18 protein-coding genes are annotated in these 18366 nt (G+C 45.3%); 14 read left to right on the top strand and 4 right to left on the bottom strand.

The window, feature by feature from the left end:
- Window positions 1-20: 20 nt before the first annotated feature.
- Window positions 21-761 carry a substrate-binding periplasmic protein gene (locus DRW07_RS10230; protein ID WP_165870466.1) on the top strand — a complete coding sequence of 247 codons (741 nt, stop codon included), beginning with the start codon at window positions 21-23 and terminating at the stop codon, window positions 759-761.
- A gap of 3 nt (window positions 762-764) precedes the next feature.
- Here the strand turns inward: DRW07_RS10230 and DRW07_RS10225 are convergent, their stop codons facing one another.
- Complete coding sequence (locus tag DRW07_RS10225) at window positions 765-1964, bottom strand: acyltransferase family protein (protein ID WP_124027822.1); 1200 nt, start codon at window positions 1962-1964, stop codon at window positions 765-767.
- Between the two features lie 27 nt (window positions 1965-1991).
- A complete protein-coding gene (locus DRW07_RS10220) occupies window positions 1992-2588 on the bottom strand; it encodes a CIA30 family protein (RefSeq protein WP_124027821.1) in 597 nt (198 codons plus the stop codon).
- A 198-nt stretch (window positions 2589-2786) separates the two neighbouring features.
- Here DRW07_RS10220 and DRW07_RS10215 point away from each other — a divergent pair, with 198 nt between their 5' ends.
- Complete coding sequence (locus DRW07_RS10215) at window positions 2787-4406, top strand: RNA polymerase sigma factor (RefSeq protein ID WP_124027820.1); 1620 nt, start codon at window positions 2787-2789, stop codon at window positions 4404-4406.
- Here the strand turns inward: DRW07_RS10215 and DRW07_RS10210 are convergent.
- Complete coding sequence (locus DRW07_RS10210) at window positions 4403-5341, bottom strand: hypothetical protein (protein WP_124027819.1); 939 nt, start codon at window positions 5339-5341, stop codon at window positions 4403-4405. The genes DRW07_RS10215 and DRW07_RS10210 overlap by 4 nt on opposite strands.
- 318 nt (window positions 5342-5659) lie before the next feature.
- Between DRW07_RS10210 and DRW07_RS10205 the strand changes: the two genes are divergently transcribed.
- From DRW07_RS10205 to DRW07_RS10150, 12 genes are all read left to right on the top strand, one after another.
- The gene (locus DRW07_RS10205) at window positions 5660-6157 is read left to right on the top strand and encodes an RNA polymerase sigma factor (RefSeq protein WP_124027818.1); all 498 of its coding nucleotides are present in this window, start codon (window positions 5660-5662) and stop codon (window positions 6155-6157) included.
- The gene (locus DRW07_RS10200; RefSeq protein ID WP_124027817.1) at window positions 6150-6695 is read left to right on the top strand and encodes a hypothetical protein; all 546 of its coding nucleotides are present in this window, start codon (window positions 6150-6152) and stop codon (window positions 6693-6695) included. The genes DRW07_RS10205 and DRW07_RS10200 overlap by 8 nt, the downstream gene beginning before the upstream one ends.
- A complete protein-coding gene (locus DRW07_RS10195; RefSeq protein ID WP_124027816.1) occupies window positions 6692-7231 on the top strand; it encodes a DUF4252 domain-containing protein in 540 nt (179 codons plus the stop codon). Before DRW07_RS10200 ends, DRW07_RS10195 begins: the two co-directional genes overlap by 4 nt.
- 10 nt (window positions 7232-7241) lie before the next feature.
- Complete coding sequence (locus tag DRW07_RS10190; RefSeq protein ID WP_124027815.1) at window positions 7242-7781, top strand: DUF4252 domain-containing protein; 540 nt, start codon at window positions 7242-7244, stop codon at window positions 7779-7781.
- A gap of 85 nt (window positions 7782-7866) precedes the next feature.
- Window positions 7867-8838, top strand: coding sequence for a glycosyltransferase family protein (locus tag DRW07_RS10185; protein ID WP_124027814.1), 972 nt, complete (start codon window positions 7867-7869; stop codon window positions 8836-8838).
- Complete coding sequence (locus DRW07_RS10180) at window positions 8828-10471, top strand: sulfotransferase domain-containing protein (protein WP_124027813.1); 1644 nt, start codon at window positions 8828-8830, stop codon at window positions 10469-10471. The genes DRW07_RS10185 and DRW07_RS10180 overlap by 11 nt, the downstream gene beginning before the upstream one ends.
- Window positions 10472-10495: 24 nt before the next feature.
- Entirely contained in the window at window positions 10496-11002 is a 507-nt protein-coding gene (locus DRW07_RS10175; RefSeq protein ID WP_124027812.1) for a DUF3087 domain-containing protein, read from the top strand.
- Between the two features lie 99 nt (window positions 11003-11101).
- Complete coding sequence (locus tag DRW07_RS10170; protein ID WP_124027811.1) at window positions 11102-11866, top strand: transporter substrate-binding domain-containing protein; 765 nt, start codon at window positions 11102-11104, stop codon at window positions 11864-11866.
- A 65-nt stretch (window positions 11867-11931) separates the two neighbouring features.
- The gene (locus DRW07_RS10165) at window positions 11932-12348 is read left to right on the top strand and encodes a hypothetical protein (RefSeq protein ID WP_124027810.1); all 417 of its coding nucleotides are present in this window, start codon (window positions 11932-11934) and stop codon (window positions 12346-12348) included.
- 98 nt (window positions 12349-12446) lie between these two features.
- Window positions 12447-14288 carry a protein translocase subunit SecD gene (gene secD, locus DRW07_RS10160; RefSeq protein ID WP_124027809.1) on the top strand — a complete coding sequence of 614 codons (1842 nt, stop codon included), beginning with the start codon at window positions 12447-12449 and terminating at the stop codon, window positions 14286-14288.
- Window positions 14288-15196, top strand: coding sequence for a protein translocase subunit SecF (secF, locus tag DRW07_RS10155; RefSeq protein WP_124027808.1), 909 nt, complete (start codon window positions 14288-14290; stop codon window positions 15194-15196). The genes secD and secF overlap by 1 nt, the downstream gene beginning before the upstream one ends.
- Window positions 15197-15271: 75 nt before the next feature.
- Window positions 15272-16426 carry a polysaccharide pyruvyl transferase family protein gene (locus DRW07_RS10150; protein WP_124027807.1) on the top strand — a complete coding sequence of 385 codons (1155 nt, stop codon included), beginning with the start codon at window positions 15272-15274 and terminating at the stop codon, window positions 16424-16426.
- On the opposite strand, the gene DRW07_RS10145 is transcribed toward DRW07_RS10150, so the two are convergent.
- The gene (locus DRW07_RS10145) at window positions 16423-18258 is read right to left on the bottom strand and encodes a glycerophosphodiester phosphodiesterase family protein (protein ID WP_124027806.1); all 1836 of its coding nucleotides are present in this window, start codon (window positions 18256-18258) and stop codon (window positions 16423-16425) included. The genes DRW07_RS10150 and DRW07_RS10145 overlap by 4 nt on opposite strands.
- Window positions 18259-18366 lie beyond the last annotated feature (108 nt).

The following is an 18366-nucleotide window of genomic DNA, read 5'->3' as shown; positions in this document are numbered from 1 at the left end:
TGGCACAAGGAGGGGCATATATGCTTAGTCTACGTCTGCGAATTATGAAATGTGTTGTGGTTTGTATGTGTTTGCACAGCCCGTGGCTCGGTGCATCGGACACTTTACCTATTCCGTTTTATGACAATAGTCGGCCTCCTCTGATTATCTCTACTGATAAGTATTCAGGGATTTATGCAGAATTGTTTACTGCGGTGCTCAAACAGGCAGATATCGACTTTGAACTTTTTCCTGTGCCTGCCATGCGTAAACGCATAATGTTTGAAAACGGCGAAATGGCGCTAAGTTGTTGTTCAAATCCTGCTTGGCGTAATCGGCAAAAAGAACTGCAAGTACAGTTGTTTTCGCTGCCCATTTACGAGTCCACAGATCACTATATTTTCAATAGCAATCAGATTTTCAATATTGCTGCACCCTCAGACTTAAAAACCCGTGTTGTTGGAACCGTAAGAGGTTTTACTTACCCAGATTCAGAGTGGTTTGGAACTGATATAAAAGTGCAAACCGAAGAAAAGTTGTTGGAGCTACTCCACCTAGGTAGAGTTGAGGTGGCCATTGTTAACAAAGAGGTCGCCGAGTATTACATCAATAAAAACGGGTGGGCACTAACTATTGGTCCTGAACACGATAAGCATGCTTTGCACATTCGAGTTCATAAGCAACATGCTGCATTACTGCCAAGTATTAACCAGGCCATTACCCAAACGATCAGGTCTGGACGAAGAGATCAGATAATCAAACGACACCTTCACCCTGATTGACCGCTAATTTATCATTGCTCGGGGTTTACGACGCCCATTGAGTGTGGCACCAATAAACGTGTTCCTTACTAATAAATCATAAATGAACAAAGACAGAATTACCGTGGTTATGGTAATGCCTAACCATTTTACTGACCAATGGAACGACCATTCTGCAACAACAACTTGCAGAAAAATAACGACAGGTAGGTGGATGAGATACATCCAGTACGAGGCGTCAGCAAGATAACGGACTATTTTGTTAGGCTGATTTAGCACACGCTGGAATAGGCCAAGTGTTAACAATACCAACGCCATCATCATCACGGCGTAGCAGACGACGAACCCAGCCTTGATGAAGTCGTAATGGGGATGAGCAACCTGCATTTGGAAGTCCATCAACACAACCGATGAGATAACAGATACAAGCGCTACAACCAGTTTTTTCCAGGATAAACAAGCCCACTTATCCAGCAAAACTGGTTGGCGGTGAAGCATCCAACCCAACACAAAAAAGCCGCCATAAATTAACAACACGGGCCAATGGGGAGAAAGGGATTTGTCAGGCGTATCCATACCCCAGCTATCCATAAACCACAGGCAGCATGCAATGGGTAACGCCATGGCTGCGAGTGCGAAGGGTGACTGCAAAAGCCAAGATATTGCTGTGTCGGTAGCGCCCGTCAGTTTGTCGCTCACCTTTTTAGAGGTACGCAATATGGCGCGACAAACAAGTGTCACAGCGGTGATCAGCAACAGATAATATAAAAACCAAAGGTGAGTGCCCACCAAAAAGCCGGTGGGAAATGACTGTAAGTCAGTTAAACCCGCCATCAAACTACTGGTAATATCAATCTCTCCACGAAGGCTCTGACCACCCATAGTAAAGCCAGATACAATAAGTGGACGTAAAATAAACCAACCAATAATTAAAGGAATGGCAATGCGTATGACACGCGATTTTAGGAAGCGTTTACTGCCATCCCGATGAAAGGTCATATGGCTAAAAAAGCCCGCTATTAAGAAGAATAACTCCAGTCGAAATGAATGACTGATGGTAGCAAAGATAGCTGTAATCCAGCTGGTAGAGACATCCATGACTGCCCAACCAATAAATACTGGGATAAACGATAAACTAGCGTGAAACACAATCCCTAGAATCAGTGCAAAAGCGCGGGAAGCGTCCAGATAGTCGATGCGTTTTGGAGACGTTGAGTTTGTCATGGTTTTGTCCAATCCTATCTTGCCTGGTTAGTAAAAACTGACTTGGTCAATCGCAAAGTCAAAATCATTGGCTTGCATATCCCATGCAACAATACTGATACTGCTGAGTGTCTGGGTATCCAATTCGGTCTGTGCAGACCATGCGCGTTTCATAGAATTAAAAGGAATGCTGACTTCTTGGAATTCGCCATATTGAGTCACGACAACGGGAGCAACATGATAATCATAGTTGCTGACTTTTGTGCTGTTAGCAGAGACATTGACATTGCCTTTGTTTATCTTAATGACGAGTTTTATGCCTTCATAGTGGCTGGCGTCTTTAGGTTGACCTGCGGGGTCCAGCAATAATACGGTGCTTGCCCAACCAGGCTGGCCACGTGCAGGCGCAATTTTACCTGTGACTGTCATAATGCCATTGCTGACACTTGACGATGTTGTGGTTTTACCACCAGTGGTAGAGTCGTTCATAAAAATGCGAGCTAGGCCTAAGTTGTTATTGGTAGCATCACTAAAATTATCTATGTTCTTACTCAGTTCGTTGGCTAAACCAGCGTTCGATAAGCAAATTAGTGCAGTTGCTGCCAATACGGTCACAACACGTTTTTTCACAGACAGTGTATTCATTCGTTTCTCTCCAGTATGCCAACGGCATGCTTTTACGTTAAAGGTTAAATAGCGCCAAATCAGCGGTATGCCTATAAGTGCCAGCCGACATAAAAAAGGTGACAAAAAAAGTAAATTTTATTTTTTGTCACCTTTATGGCTCCTCATGGCACCTATGGATATAGCGCGCTATATTGTTGAGGAAATAGAGAGAGTCCTATGTTTAAAAAACGCCTTTTGGCTGCACAATTAACGGATGCTGATTTAGTTCTGGCTTCACTTGGAGGAGACCGCACCGCGTTTTGTGAAATAGTTAGTCGCTATCAATCATTACTGTGCTCCATCGCTTATTCCGCTGTTGGCGACATTAAACATAGTGAAGACATAGCACAGGAAGCCTTTGTTGAGGCATGGAAAAAGCTAGATAGTTTAAGCGATCCACACAAACTTAAAGCTTGGTTGTGCGGTATTTTACGCTTTAAGGTGAGTCGTTTTTTTCGCAAAGAAACTACACAGCCTGCCTACCAAGCTTCTGATATTGACGAAGTGACAGCAAATTTGGCTGAGCAAGCCAAATTGGAAGACACGGCGATTGATGAACAACAACAGCAATTGTTATGGCGCACCTTAACGGCATTGCCTGAGAACTATCGCGAGCCATTGGTCTTGTTTTACCGCGAGCAAAAATCAATAGAAGCGGTTGCGACTGAACTAGATTTGTCAGAGGAGGTGGTAAAACAGCGCCTATCTAGAGGCAGAAAGCAGTTACAGGCGTCGATGACTTCAATAATAGAAAAGGCCTTGGTGAAAAGCAAACCGGGTGCGGCCTTTACGTTGGTGGTGATGACATCAATTAGCAGTCTCTCTCCACCTGCTAAGGCCTCTGTTTTTTCAGCCGCAGCGCTCAAAGGCAGTTCGTTCTTCAAATCGGCAAGCCTTTTTGCATTTTTGGCTGCATTTTCAGGGCTGATTAGTTCGTTTTTTGGACTTCGCGCTGGCCTTGCACAGTCTCGAACAAAACGAGAACGCCAAGCCACTATTGTGTTTGTCGCGTTGTTTTTTGGTGTCGCATTACTGCTTGTCATCGTATTACTCACACTGAAACAGTTAGCCATAGAGCAACCAGAGCTGGCATGGGAGTTTGCGATATCCGCTCAGGCTGTGATTGGAGTGTTTGTTACTTGTTATTCGTTTTTGCTAATTCGTTTGCTAAAGGGCATGCGTGCATTGCGAGCCCAAGAACGCCTGTTCCAGCCCAATGCCTTTGACCCGCCCTACAGCGAGGAATCAGTAAAAAAGAGGGAATATAAAAGCGAAATTAGTGTGTTTGGTATTCCACTTTTTCATTTTCGTTTTGATGTGCCTGAAAAAAATGATAAGCCTGTATTGGGTTGGTTTGCCGGTGGAGAGCATGCTTATGGTGTCATTTTTGCCTGGGGCGCCTTCGCTGTTGCACCCGTAAGTGTAGGTATAGTGTCATTTGGGCTCGTTAGCGTTGGGGCTGTGGGTATTGGTCTTTTGGGTATTGGCGCTGTAGGCATAGGCATAGTGAGTTTTGGTGCCAGTGCAATAGGGTATTCTGCGTTTGCTTCGCTTTCGGCTCTGGGTTGGCAAAGTGCAGCTAGCAACGGTTTTGCGCTTGCAAAAGAAGGCGCTTACGGGGTGATTGCCTTTGCTGACGAAGTGAATAACGAAGCTGCGGTTGCGTTAGCAAACCTATCAGTACTTGATCAGGTTTCTCCTTGGTTGAATCTGTTTATCGCATTGGTAGTGATTGTGCCTGCCGCCTGGCACTCACGTAAAGTGCGCAAGCGACTGGCTCGGGCTAAGAAATCTTAGCAAGTCGGCTCAAAACTGCATTGCCGCGTTTGGGAGCATTGAAAAGTGAAGTTACACGCCATGTTTGTTGTTGGTAGCGGGGCTTCAATACCCACTCTGGATGCGAGTTCGGCGATTTCCTGAGCGATTTCATAGGGTACATTTGAAACCTTCCACTTCGCAAATTGATTAGCCTGATTTGGAAATGCCAGAATATTTGGGGTCCTGATAGTATTGAGCTCTACATCGAATTCTATATCAATAACGCTATTAAGTTGGGAATAGCCTTCCAGCTCTGTTGCTATGTCCATTTTAAACAAACCACTTACCTCTCGACGAATGGCGACTGACTTAACTAACACCTGGGAAGTATCTTCAAATGTTATTCTGGCGAAGCAACAACCGCTAGCTACGAGCAGATCATAAGCTACGGCTTTGGCCATATGACTGGCGTTTTGGTTAAGCGAAAACCACAGATTGCTGGTGTGATGACTCAAGCGGTTTTGCAGTCCGTTTTTGAAAAGCTCTGATGGACCTAGCAGATCAATTGCTGAATCAAATGGAATAGAAAGCGCGTTGGGAGTAATGTTATTAAATGCCTGGCCAAAGCTTTGTACGATCAGTCTTGCATCAGCAATGCCTTCTAGCACAGCGTCATCACCCGCAATGGGGGTGACGGTATAGGTTAACACCGGCGCATCAGATTCTGATTTACCCTTTATAAGGGCGACCTGGTAGGCGATAACCTGACCTCTTAACAAGTTGACCATATACAGGGTTTGTGGCTCGTTATGCGGCAAGCTGACTTCTTTCAGTACTTTTTCAGCATACTGCACATCTGTATTGCAGGTGTGGCAATACAAAATCGTGGGCATACTCTGCGTCTCAGCGTTTGCGGGCAGAAAATAAGAGAAAAACAGTAGGATGACAACAGACACATGTAGTCGGTGTTCCATGGCAAAAGCTCCTTGATAGATTTGCGCCTTACACAGTTAACTAGCATCAATGCTCGCCAAAGGGTATCAGCTCATAGTGGCTTCAGCTACCAGTAATTTTCGTTACACTTTAGTGAATCAGACACCGCGCAAGCTGTGCTTAAATAAAAAACTGTCTTTATTGTGAATCAAACGCTATGGACTACTGGGCGATACAGCTGGCCCTATCAACGTGTTTGTTTGCTTCTCTATGGCCTTCAATATTTGAGCTTTATGAATTTTTTCTGGTTTTTGCTCAATAACCTGTAACTTTTTAGTTCGTGGTGCGTGTATATCAGTATGAAAGGACAAAAATTCAAACAAGTGCTGGCAGAACAACAACAACGTATTTATTCGTTGGCGTTGTATATCTTGCACGATCCACATGACGCCGAAGACAGCACGCAAGAAGTGTTTACGCGCTTGTGGAATTGCATGGACGATATAGAAGCAGAAAAGGTGTCTGGTTGGCTATCTGCAGTCACTCGTAATGTTTGCATTGACAAAATTCGCAGACGCAGAAATACCAGTGAAGTACAGGAAGCACATCAGGTAACGCAACACTTTGAAGAGCCCGACGGACAATTGCAGCACGCACAGCTAAGCAGCTGGCTTGGGCAGGCTATTTCGGGTTTGAAAGAGCCCTACGGCTCTTTGATTATGTTGTGTGATGTACAGCAAAACAGCCATTCTGCGGCAGCGGCTTCGCTCAACCTTTCTGCTACACAAGTTAAAGTGTACCTGCATCGCGCTAGACACCAGTTAAAACGTTTATTGAAGGAGTTTTCTCATGAATAAACATAACGCATGGCAACAAGAACTGGAACGCTTTCTGGCGGCAAATCCGCCCACTGCGGATACGCGGGTCGTGGCCAGAGCGCTGGCCAGCGACGGTGAGACAATGGGCGAACCTAATCCTTCGACCGTCGAAGCCATAGAGCGCGCGTTACAGATTGAGCAAAACCTTGATGCAATAGGGGTACAACCGTTACCTGAAGGGCTTGAAGAAAAGCTTCAAGGTATTGCCAAGGAAAAAAACACAGGCACGGTTATCAGGGGCGATTTTAAACGGCGATGGAAAACATTCACTGCCATTGCCGCGACCCTGGTGATCGGACTCATGTCGGGAAAAATGCTCGATGAACCTTCAGGTGCACAACCCAATATTGCGCAAGTGAGGCAAGCAGAGCAAGAACTGCTGGTGGCTCTGCATTATGTGTCTATGGCACAGACAAAAACCTCAGACACAGTTTCACACGCATTCGATGACAACATTCGGCGTCAATTCAACAGAGGATTGGCCACACCGCTACATCACGTTAAGGAAACCTTATGAAAAAGTTACTGTTAACCGCTTTGGCCTTTATTAGCCTTTCACTTTCCGTGGCGGCGCAGGCAACGACTGACGATATTACCCTTGAGAGAGGGTATGTAGAATTTACCAGTCTGGAAGCCGATTATGGTGAGCCTAAAGTAATGATAAATCTGAATAAAACCATGCTAACCTTTGTCAGTAAGTTAAACGCATCTGACCCTGAAACCAGTGAGCTTATCAGTAAACTAAAGGCGGTTAGGGTAAATGTGTATGACATTGAAGGAAGTGTTCAGCCGGCAATGGATTTAATTACCAAAGTGAGCAATGACATTGCAGGTAAAAACTGGATGCCTATCGTGTCGGTTAATGAAGAAAAAGAACGGGTACGCATCTTTACCAAAGTAACTGACGATGTCATGGATGGTCTGGTAGTCATGGTAGTGGACGACAGTGCTGGCGCAGAGCGAGAAGCTGTGTTCATCAATATCGTTGGCGAAATTGACCCAGAGCAACTGAACAAAGTGACCGGTTCGCTCAACATCAATGTTGATCTGTGAGGAGTAGATTATGACGACTTTTCACCGTATCAAACAGGGTATTTGGCTATTGATACTAGCAGCGGTCGTATTGTTGAGCGGCTGCAGTATTACCGCCAGTGGCCTGCACGACCACCCTGGATATGCTCACATCGATTCACCCTACTGGTGGCAGGCTGACAGTGAAGTGAATTTATCTTTAGGGCCGACTACGCTCCGCGCAGCTCGCTGGTTTACCGACGTGGACCAAGACCCTGAAGTCGGCGTGCTGCTTAAAGAGTTGGAGGGCATCCGAATTAGCGTGTACGAAGTGACCGACAACAGTGAAATTTTTAAGAAGAATATTGCACAAACGCAAGATAACCTGAATCAGGAAGGGTGGATGCCTGTGCTTTGGGTCTCTGAAAAAGAAGAAGATGAAACCACGTTAATGTTTATGAAAGCCAACGGTGACAATATTGATGGGTTGGTGGTGCTTAGCTTATCTGCTGATGAAGCCGTGTTTGTCAATGTGATTGGTAATATTCAGCCGGCGTCTTTTGAGCCTCTTATGGCGCATGTAAATCAGTAGACATCTTGTACATGCCAAAACGTGTACCTGTTGCATCCTGCGGTAATGCTCACTATGCTTCATTTTTTTGTTCCAGGGCATTACCGTGAAGTGGTTAAAGAAAGTTCGGCATTTAGTCAAACCTAAAATAAGGATGTTGTTTTGTCGGGACTATCAGGGCTACACCGGTGGGCATCAAAAGTATTATGATTACTACCAACATATTAGTACTCACCCGGCTTTCTCCACGTTTCTTCACTTCAGTGATGCCTCTTTCAGAGACGCATCATGCCCATGGTCGCCAGAGGAGATGGCACAAAGCGTAGACTTCAACACAACGGAGTATGATGCCTTGTTTGTGGCGGGCACAGACTGGCGGAATGTGCCAGAAGACGACACTACGCCTGTCATTAATCTTATTCAACATGTCAGACACGCCGAGCCTAATACAGAACTCTATAGCTACTTATCTCGGCCTGCTATGAGGCTTTGTGTCTCCGCAGAGGTTGAACAAGCTATCCGTAAAACGGGAAACGTAAACGGCCCCATAATTACTGTGCCTAATGGACACAATATTGATGTAAAGTCGACTGACACTCAGTACTCAAACACCCTTTTTATTCTGGGGATGAAGCAGCCGACACTTTGTAATGAACTTGAAAAAATGCTTTTCTCGTCGATGTATGAGGTGATCGCCTGCCCAAAAAAAATTCCCCGAGAGGATGTGCTGAGCATAATGGGCAATACGAAGATTTCAGTGCTACTGCCTGACCCGACCGAAGGTTATTATTTACCTGCGCTTGAGGCCATGGCAAACAGTGCAGTTGCCCTAGTACCGGACTGTGTAGGTAACCGAACTTTCTGTAAACACCTATACAATTGTATGATGCCAAAATCCTATACTGCAGAAGGTATTCTGCAGTGTATAGATGATTATGAGCGCTTATCAGAGGAGAAAAAGCGCGAGATTCAGCTCAACGCGAGAGCTACAGCGTTGTCAAATTCAATAGATAAAGAACGAACAAGGGTACACGAGCTGTTGGATAATTGGTTAAAAGAGTCTCACCATGCAAACTGATACGTTTATTTTATTTGCAGGCATTCCGCGCTCAGGCACTACTCTCACGTGTCATTTGCTTAACCAGATCCCATGCAGTCATGCGCTGATAGAGTCCATGGACATGGATGCCTTTCTTCAGTGTGAAAACGCGCAGCGCCGAGCAACGTTTATTACGGATTATCTCACTGACACTTATTCAAATATTCAACGTCAACAACCTATATTAATCAATAAGATAGACCAGCAGGCCACGAATACATTTGCGGAGTCGCCGGCGGGAGAAAAGCGCAAAAACAAGATCGTCGCCAAGGTGCCTACTGTAATAACGCAAAAGCTGGATAACCACTTTTCGTTGGTACTGAAACATCCCAATGCATTTTCCGCTTTACTCGATGAGCTGACTACCTCTTTTACTGTGTTTGCACAAATTAGAAACCCACTGTCTGTGATTGCGTCCTGGAATAGTTTGGATCACCCCTTAAGTCGTGGTCATGCTCCCATGGCAGAAGCATTTGATGAAAACTTGCACGCTACGCTTAGCGCCGTCAGTGATGATCTTGACAGGCAGCTCCTGCTGTTGGATTGGTACTATAAAAAGTTTAAAACTATATTGCCGAAGGACAAAATCATTCGATATGAAGACATTATCAAAACGGGCGGTAAGGCGCTGAGTTCCATCGTTCCCGGTGCGGACAAACTGAACGAACATCTAGAAGACAGAAACGCCAATGCGTTGTATAACATCGGCTTGATTGAGGCCGCGTACGCAAAGTTAAAAGCCTCACCCGAACATGCCTGCTGGCGCTTTTACAATGAACAGGAAGTTGAGCAAACGCTTTTTAATGCCAAGGCAGCTGAAGCACAAAAACAACGCTTGGATTTTATGATCATTGGTGCACAAAAGTGCGGTACGACAGCCCTAGCAAGCTTTTTATCTGAGCACAGTAATATCGCTATACCTGCGATTAAAGAGGTGCATTTATTTGACTCAGAAGACTACCAACCAGGCATGTCAACTGAGGCTGTGAATACGCGCTATGCCATATATTTTGATGACCGGTTTAAGCACAGAGCGGCCAGCTCAGAGACGCTATTTGGCGAAGCTACTCCCTTTTATTTATTTTGCCCTGAGATAGTTAAAGCGCTTCACGACTACAACCCTGACTTAAAGGTCATTATTCAAATCCGCGATCCTGTTGAGCGGGCCATTTCGCATTATCAGATGGAAAAGAACAGAAAGGCTGAAAATCGCAGTATTGCCTTTGCGTTTCTTTTTGAACCGTTGCGCCTCGGGAGGATAAAGCCTTGGCTATTTACCTTCGCTAGACGCACTTATTCGTACCTGTCGCGAGGGAAGTATTACGATCAAATTTGCATCGTGCGGCAATACTTTAATGACGATCAGATCCTCATTGTCGACAATACGGATTTGCTAACATCACATGATACCACCGTGCAGCAAGTCTTTACCTTTCTGAATATACCGGCGCAAAAAATAGCGCCAAGAGAAGTATTTAAAACAGACAATAGGCCTACCCTCAATAGGGCGTTAAGGTTATGGCTGAAGTGGGTGTACCGTAGACCGAACCAAAAACTCAAACGCCTTTTACGCGCGATGGGATACCCTGTTCCCACATGGTTAGAATCATAGTTTTTCTTGGATTAGCACCTTGTTATGCAGTTAAAAAAAATCAATAAAGCGCGATATCGCAAACATCTTAATATTGTGATTGTTTCATGCATTGCTTCTTTGTTAGTAGGTAGTCTTGGCATTGCGCAGTTACTTATTTTCCTATTTCCTGATCAGGAAGGTTCTCATTTTCACTGGAACTTACTCGGGGTCATAGTGTCTGCAATCACCATAGGTGCGGTGCTAAACAAATGGCGTAACCATCCATTCATGGCGGAGGTAACGTATGTGTGGGAGCTCAAGCAAACGCTGAATTACATCGCCCGCAAATTGCCAAAATTAAATCAGGCTGCTGAAGAGGGTGATGTTACGGCCATGAACGCCATGCAATTCAGCTATGCCGGCTCGCGTTTTTTGTGGCAACTTGACGACAACACGTTGGTCATGGACGAGCTTGCGATATCTCAGGCAAAGCTCGATGCGCTGGCGGCCAAACACAATGTAACATTGAATGCTGACCGTTTTGAAAAGCAGGATTTGGCCCGTTTCTAACAGAAAAAATACTATGATTGCCTGCGTCCATTGGCTGATTTACACTCATCATCTGTGTTAGCAATGGTTAAATAGCGTAGCGTGACTCACTTCTTCACTATGAAAAAAACGCTGCTTTGTATAGGGTTTAGCTTGGTGCTGTGTAGCGCGAGTGTGCATGCAGAGCGCCTGTCTACCTGCTCGGATTACACGCCTTACACGCTTAATGCCGATGGCTCTAAGCAGTGGGCCGGCACCAATATGGAAACACTTTTCAAGCTAGCGCTAACGTTAGATGTAAGCTTGGATACTTCGATACGCGCCCCCTTTGTGCGCTGTATGGCGCTTTTGAGAGCCGGTGAGATAGATATCATGCCTGGCTTAATTTATACCGATGACAGGGCTCAAGAGTTTTTAATGGTGCCTTACAGTTACAAAGAACAACTTGCCATATTTTATCTTTCAGGGAGTCATAAAGATTTTTCTCTGAATACACAGGCGCAAACCCTCTTAATTGGTGTGCACAGGGCATTTGCTATACCAAAAAGAATGAAGGAGGCTAAGCTTGCCACATTTTTCACACCCGTGAGTTCGGTTGATGTGGGGTTGCGAATGGTGGCAAAACAACGACTTGATGGTACCCTTGCCACCATTTCAACCGGTAATATTGTGATTGACGAAATGACGGATGTAGCTGCCACATTTGACTATACCGTATTGCCAAACTACGGCGATGATTTGCTGTATTTTGCTATTAACAAAGAGGCCCCGTTCGCCAAGCAGATCGACAAAATAAACCAAGCCATTGCGATAATGGCAGCGCGCCAAGAAAATGCGCACCTAAATCTGCGCCTTTCCGAGCCGCTGGAAAAAACAATACCTTAGATAACTTCCTTGAAATTGCCTACTTTGCCTCAATCTTACATATATCACTCGTAACACATGTCAGTATGCTAAATACACGTTTCACTCTCTGCTCGGCCATTATGGCACTGTGTTTTGCACTGTTAATCAGTGTGCAAACAAGCACGCATGTGGAACATCATAGCAACAACACTCTCGTCAGCTTTCACAGTGTTGATGACAATGGTTCTCCCATGGAACCCTTGCCTGACAGCGTTGCTTATACACGCATTGTAGCTAGTGAATTTCAGCATCCTTTGCAGTTGTCCCCAGAGTATGGCTTGGTAGTAGAGTTTTTAGCTGAAGACTTAAGTGCTAAACATTTTACCTACATTCGCACTATTCCAGATATACAACCCTGGTTTGAGTTAGTTGCATTTATTCCCAACAAACGACGTCTCTCCGGTTGGAAAGACACGCGTGTCATGTACGCGCCATCCGAAACGAATATCACACTGTCTTAACGTCCTACCCATTAAATGGTCCTACGCACGATGTGCGGAAGGGAGATTTTACAGGCTTAGCTTTCTTCAAAGGCAAGGCCGGACAGTTGAGATATACAATGAAAAAACAAACTACTCTTATGCCAGGTATATGGCAGCGGCTGATGATATTCAGCGTATTACTTTTTTTAATTTTTAATAGTCTTCCCAGTTTCTTGGGACAATATGATGCGCTTACCTTGCGCGGAATGCCATTGCTTGAAGCACAACGACATAGTTTGACGCTTGAAGAAATATTACGCCATTCCAACAATCACCACATTATGGTGACTGACAACGGCAAATCGGACAGGGACAGTGAGGTAACCCTAGTGTTCACTGATACTAACGCCGATATGCAACAGTTGCTCCGACAGCTTAAGGAAGACTTCGCTGATACTGTTGAAGTCACATTAGGGCAAGTATCAAAAGCACCGCCTATGCTAACAAGCATAGCTGCTCAGCCTATGAAGTTGGGCCTAGACTTAAGTGGTGGTGCCTTATTTGTATTGGAAGTTGATACCGATACTGCATTAGCGGAAAGGGTAAAAAAACTGCAACAATTACTGAATGTACAAATTAGGCAAGACAGGTTAATTGGCTCTCGCGTGAGTAAATTGGATGACGGAAGCTTGCTGGTGACGTTTTCTGAGTCTCGTTCCGCACAAGTCAGCAGCACGCTAGACCATTTCGTCGCTAAAAACGAAGGCTTACAAGTGCTAACTAAAGAACCTACTTCTGCACGTTTAGGTTATAGCGAAGAAAAGCGCAATGCATTATCAAAGCAATATCGTGAGCAAGCACTTACTACTATACGAGGAAGAATAGAGCAGCTTGGCATTACAGAGGGGGTAATACAAAAACAAGGAAAAGACCGCATTCGAATAGAGATTCCTGGCATCAAAGATCTTGAACAAGCAGAGCGTCTTATCGGTGCAACAGCCAGTGTTTCCTTTCATCAGTTGGCATTGAATGGCGATGACCCACGCCGCCTCGTGATTGACGATAAACAGTATGGCCGGCAAGTATTGTCTGCTAAGCCAATATTCACTGGCGCTCAGATAAACGATGCGCAAATGGGAAGGGATGAGCAGGGTATACCTCTGGTTAATTTAGTGCTTAACAGTCAGGGTGGAAAAAGCATGTCTGACTTTTCCAAAGCTAACATCGGGAAGCCAATGGCAACATTGTTTACAGAATATGTAAGTAATGAGCAGGGCGATTTAGAAAAGTCTGAGCGACTCATTAGTGTGGCAACAATTCAGGCACAATTGGGTAACAGATTTAGCATTACTAACTTGCAAAGTGCTACCCAAGCCCACGATCTCGCATTGCTGCTTAGGGCGGGCTCCCTAGACGCCCCGGTTTCTATTGTGGAAAAGCGCATTATCAACGCCTCTCTCGGCGATAAAAACGTAAAAAATGGCATGCTCGCCTTAGCCATTGGCCTGCTGTTTACACTTGTCTTTATGGTGCTCATCTACAGACGCTTGGGACTCGTTGCGAATATGGCATTGATTCTCAATTTGGCCTGTTTAACAGGGTTGATGGCACTGACGCCAAACGCGGTGTTAACCCTTCCAGGTATTGCTGGGTTAGTGCTGACCGTGGGAATGGCAGTAGACACCAATGTGCTGATTTTTGAGCGTATTCGTTTTGAGCAACAACGCGGAGCCCCGCCAAGGTTGGCGATGATATTAGGATACAAGCATGCGTGGAGTACCATCTTGGATGCCAATCTCACCACGCTCATTTGCGCCTTGGTCATGCTAAGCATTGGATATGGCCCGGTTAAGGGGTTTGCCATTACGTTAACTCTTGGCCTGTTAACCAGTGTATTTACCGGCGTTGCATTATCTAAAACGCTGTCGGCTTATTTCTCGGCTGACTGGTTGCTAAACAACAAGGGAGTGAAAGACTAATGACACGTTTTAGACAAATTGGTTTGGTATTGGCTGCAGTTGCGCTGTTCTTTTCCTTAATAGCCTTGACGTCAAAAGGGCTCAACTATGGTATTGAGTTTACAGGGGGCGTAGTGACGGAATTTACTGCCAGTGTCCCGCTGACGCAAAACCACTTGTTATCGGTTTTTGAGCCTTATATCCAAGAAGAGTTTCGCATCAACGGTTCTCAGGATGGCATGTCCTGGAGCATCCGGCAAAGTGACAATTCGAGTATCGCAGCTCAACGAGAAGTGATTCAAAAGGTAGCAGAAGAAAATAGTTTGCCAATTCAACTGCAAGAGTCGGTATTTATTGGTAGTCAGATAGGGGAAGAGTTGATTGAGAAAGGCGGTCTTGCCCTATTATTTTCTGCCCTATGCATGATGGCTTATGTCACATTCCGATTTGAGTGGCGACTCGCTAGTAGTGCCATATTTGCATTGTTACACGATGTGTTTGTGGTACTGGGCTGTTTTGCTTGGTTTCAGGTGCGCTTTGACCTGTCGGTTTTGGCGGGGTTACTCGCAATCATGGGTTATTCGCTCAATGATTCCATTATTGTGGGTGACAGAATAAGAGAGCTCCTAATAAGCAAAAAACACAATCAGCTGAATAGCTTGGTGAACCTAGCTGTGAAGTCAACATTCAGGCGAACACTTATTACATCAGGTACCACATTGGCCACAATTATCGCGATAGGTCTGATGGCTGGCGATGTGCTTGGTTCTTTTGCGCTGTCGTTAGGAATTGGTGTTGTTGTTGGTACCTTCTCATCTATTTTTGTCGCAGCAACCTTACCAGTGGTACTGGGGTTAGGACTGGATGCCTATGATATCCCTGACTTTGATACGACCCACGGGGATGGCCCTGAGAGAGTCACGGAGTAATATTTCTTTAAAGTACAAAGGCTATCCTTGGAAGAGGAATAAATCGTTTTTTGGGTAGCCTTTAAGAGAATTACTATGGCAAGACTGTTGGGCTTGGGTTCAGGTCATAATCGCGTGATAGAAAACTATCACGACTTACGCGTATCGGCATCACAAAATACGGGAAACCTTGTATTCAATTTTGCATTGGAACAACTGATACATCTCAAAGAAACGGGGCTGAGGTGGAACACTGCCGCAGAGCACCTAAATGCATATGGTGACCCCGTGGTGGTACCTATGGCGAATAACATAGGTAAACATATGGATTTGGAAGTGTCAGGGCCACAACTCAATGCACTGACAGTGCCTTTTGTTGTGTTTGGTCTGGGCGGACAATTCAGTGTTAATGGTGTGGTAGAAGAGTCCATCGGCGTGATCCCAGAAGGCACAATTAGGTGGTTAAAAAAAATAGGTAGCGCGACATCTCAGCCGAACATCTCAGTTCGTGGTGAGTATACCTATCACATTTTTGAACAGCTAGGGTTGGCTAAAAGTGCGATAAAGCTGGGCTGTCCCTCACACTTTATCAGTTCGGATAAGTGCTTGGGTGCGCATATTGCGGGTAGGGTGAAAGAGCTGAGCCTTAATAACCTGTCTAGCGGTATTGGTATAACGGCGGGCAACCCTGAGATAAAACATCTGGCCAGGTTGGAACAGTTTCTTATTAACCTGATTGACCAGAACGGGGGATGTTATGTGGTGCAGAATCCGAAGGCCCTGATTTGCGTTGCCGAAGGCTGGCTAAATGAACTGACCGAGCAGGAAACAGAAGAAGTTCGGTCTGTTTTTTTCCCCGATAGGCAAACAGTGGAAATGACTAACTGGATGCGGCAATACGCCAGAACCTATATTTCGGTCCCTCAGTGGTGCCGAGATATTAGCAAGCAGGCGTTGGTGGTTGGTACACGTATACATGGGTGCCAGGTTGCATTACAAGCGGGGGTTCCTACGGTGTGTTTATATATCGACTCGAGAACCAAAGAGCTTTGTGACATCTTACACATTCCCAGCATCAAGGCACAGACGTTCCAAAAAGACCCGTCAATTGACAGGATTATCGACACATTGCACGCTTGGAACTGGGATGATTACGACGAAAAAAGAATGGCGCTTTGTCGAAAAACGCTGGCATTTGTTGAAGCTAATGGTCTTAAACCTACCCGTCATTTTTACGAGCTGGCACGCTAGTTATGATTTAACAGTTCCTGAAATGTGGGTGTGTGAATGGCTGTAGTGGTAACGTATTCAATGCCCATGGCAGTCATTCGTTTTAACGACGCATCGAAGTCATCTGGGCGTCGCTTTTTTAAATCTGATGTCAAGCCCACTGAGTCAGGATGGTCCCATTCAATGCCGTGAATAAAGCAGAGAGCCTGTAACCCTGCCCGCCTGACTCTGTAGAGTTCCGCCGTACAGTCTTCGTTGTAATAGGGGTAGGTGAACATGATGCCGTCAACGCCATAGCGGGCAATTTGTGCTAAGCCAATATCATCCAGCTCCCATGCTTGCGTATATAACTTCCATAAATGCACGCTGTCAGGAAAAGCCGCCAGCAATGGGGTGAGTTGCTCCTCACTGTAGACACAAAATATGAGATTTCTCGGGTCATATTCGGCTTTCTCAATACATTTTCTTAATGACTCATAGTCTTTTGCTGAAAACCTGGCATCAATCAGTAGTCGCGTATCCCCGACTATAGACAGTACTCTGGCCAATGAGGGCAAGAATATGTCTTTGCCTTGGTAGGTGCCGATAGGAAATTGTTCGGCCTGTTCCAGTGTAGATGTTGATAAAGTGAGGGTGTCGCCACGATCATTTTTTAGTGTGTTGTCATGGGCGAGAACGACCTGGTTATCGGCTGTGGTAAGTACATCCACTTCTATCACATCAAAACCGATCCGCAAAGCCTGCTCCACCATGGGAATAGAGTTGGACGGCGGTCTGTCAGCGCCATCTACACACTGTGACCATGCGACAAGATTCGTTTTGTTGTTATTAAACCGAAAAGCCCTCGTACTTCGCCTTTGAGCAAGGTGCAGTAAATTCTCTATCGGCCAAGGCCAATCGGTTTCGCCCTCGATGTTATAGCAGTAGGGAGCTGACTGTGTGACGACATAAACGAGGTCCGGCGCGATGACAATCTGAGTTTTTATTCCCCTGCGCTCAGAAAGATAACGCGAGGTAAAATCAGCCACAACATCGATTGCGACATCAGAATCTAAAAGGTGGCAAAACCGCATCAAATCTTGCGTCTGAAATTGACCGTTAGGTGACAAGTTAAACTTACGCTCAATAAATTTCGCGAGATAGAGCGCTGTGTAGTTGTCGAGCAGGGGAAGTGGTTTACTGGCGGGAAGTAACGCGAACAGTAGCTCGTCAGATAGTACATGGCCGTCGCACAACAGGTTATAAACCAATGAACGAACATGTTTTTGTGCATAAGGGATGTTTTTAGGTAAGGCTGTTGGCAGATTGTGCGTTTGTAGAAACCGTGATAGTTCTGCTGCCAATGTCTGCATTTTCAATCGTTCGAAAAAAGAAAAGCGCAGCAGCTCTTCACTCTGATAGGTGGCCAGTATTTCAAGTTCGCGAGACCTGAGTCCACCTTTTCCTGTGCGATTATAAAGAACAATATCTTTTACATAGACGGGAGCCTTAAACGTGATGTTTATATAAGGTTGATACTCAAACTTGCTGTGTATCATTGCCCGCTTAGATAAGCGATTGAGGATGCAGGTTTCCTTGTTAGAATCGTCGTGAAAGCTGGAGCTGATCACTGCAGACTGCACGTGTTCTGAGTCAATGATGTTAGTGCCATCGTCAGCGATGACGGCGATTGAGCGCAAGTTAAGGAACGCTTTACTCTCTGATTTCAGGACTATTTGTAATTCTGTAATGTGTTGTTGAGTAACAATACGTAGGGGCGTGCCATCAAGACCCCACACGCCAATATGACTTAATAGTTCAGTGGGGATCTCATTCGCTTCATTGCGTCGACGAAACCAGCGGGTGTACTTCACAGATAAAAGGTCACGTAATGGGTCGGTATCCCTCTAATCTTACAAGACAAAAAAAATAACTCAATCAGAGTTGTGTTTTCGCAATTTCCAGCTGTAATCTATTAAAGA

The sequence above is a fragment of the Paralteromonas sediminis genome (assembly GCF_003820355.1).
GTDB lineage: Bacteria > Pseudomonadota > Gammaproteobacteria > Enterobacterales > Alteromonadaceae > Alteromonas_F > Alteromonas_F sediminis.
Note: the sequence above shows the minus strand (reverse complement) of the source record. Positions and strands in the feature narration are given on the sequence as shown.

What these genes read in the sequence shown, in the direction of transcription:
- DRW07_RS10220 (WP_124027821.1), bottom strand. Translation starts at nt 2,588, where the DNA reads ATGAATACACTGTCTGTGAAAAAACGTGTTGTGACCGTATTGGCAGCA.
- DRW07_RS10205 (WP_124027818.1), top strand. Translation starts at nt 5,660, where the DNA reads ATGAAAGGACAAAAATTCAAACAAGTGCTGGCAGAACAACAACAACGT.
- DRW07_RS10165 (WP_124027810.1), top strand. Translation starts at nt 11,932, where the DNA reads ATGCTAAATACACGTTTCACTCTCTGCTCGGCCATTATGGCACTGTGT.
- DRW07_RS10195 (WP_124027816.1), top strand. Translation starts at nt 6,692, where the DNA reads ATGAAAAAGTTACTGTTAACCGCTTTGGCCTTTATTAGCCTTTCACTT.
- DRW07_RS10190 (WP_124027815.1), top strand. Translation starts at nt 7,242, where the DNA reads ATGACGACTTTTCACCGTATCAAACAGGGTATTTGGCTATTGATACTA.
- DRW07_RS10175 (WP_124027812.1), top strand. Translation starts at nt 10,496, where the DNA reads ATGCAGTTAAAAAAAATCAATAAAGCGCGATATCGCAAACATCTTAAT.
- DRW07_RS10170 (WP_124027811.1), top strand. Translation starts at nt 11,102, where the DNA reads ATGAAAAAAACGCTGCTTTGTATAGGGTTTAGCTTGGTGCTGTGTAGC.
- secF (WP_124027808.1), top strand. Translation starts at nt 14,288, where the DNA reads ATGACACGTTTTAGACAAATTGGTTTGGTATTGGCTGCAGTTGCGCTG.
- DRW07_RS10230 (WP_165870466.1), top strand. Translation starts at nt 21, where the DNA reads ATGCTTAGTCTACGTCTGCGAATTATGAAATGTGTTGTGGTTTGTATG.
- DRW07_RS10200 (WP_124027817.1), top strand. Translation starts at nt 6,150, where the DNA reads ATGAATAAACATAACGCATGGCAACAAGAACTGGAACGCTTTCTGGCG.
- DRW07_RS10215 (WP_124027820.1), top strand. Translation starts at nt 2,787, where the DNA reads ATGTTTAAAAAACGCCTTTTGGCTGCACAATTAACGGATGCTGATTTA.
- secD (WP_124027809.1), top strand. Translation starts at nt 12,447, where the DNA reads ATGAAAAAACAAACTACTCTTATGCCAGGTATATGGCAGCGGCTGATG.
- DRW07_RS10150 (WP_124027807.1), top strand. Translation starts at nt 15,272, where the DNA reads ATGGCAAGACTGTTGGGCTTGGGTTCAGGTCATAATCGCGTGATAGAA.
- DRW07_RS10180 (WP_124027813.1), top strand. Translation starts at nt 8,828, where the DNA reads ATGCAAACTGATACGTTTATTTTATTTGCAGGCATTCCGCGCTCAGGC.
- DRW07_RS10210 (WP_124027819.1), bottom strand. Translation starts at nt 5,341, where the DNA reads ATGGAACACCGACTACATGTGTCTGTTGTCATCCTACTGTTTTTCTCT.
- DRW07_RS10225 (WP_124027822.1), bottom strand. Translation starts at nt 1,964, where the DNA reads ATGACAAACTCAACGTCTCCAAAACGCATCGACTATCTGGACGCTTCC.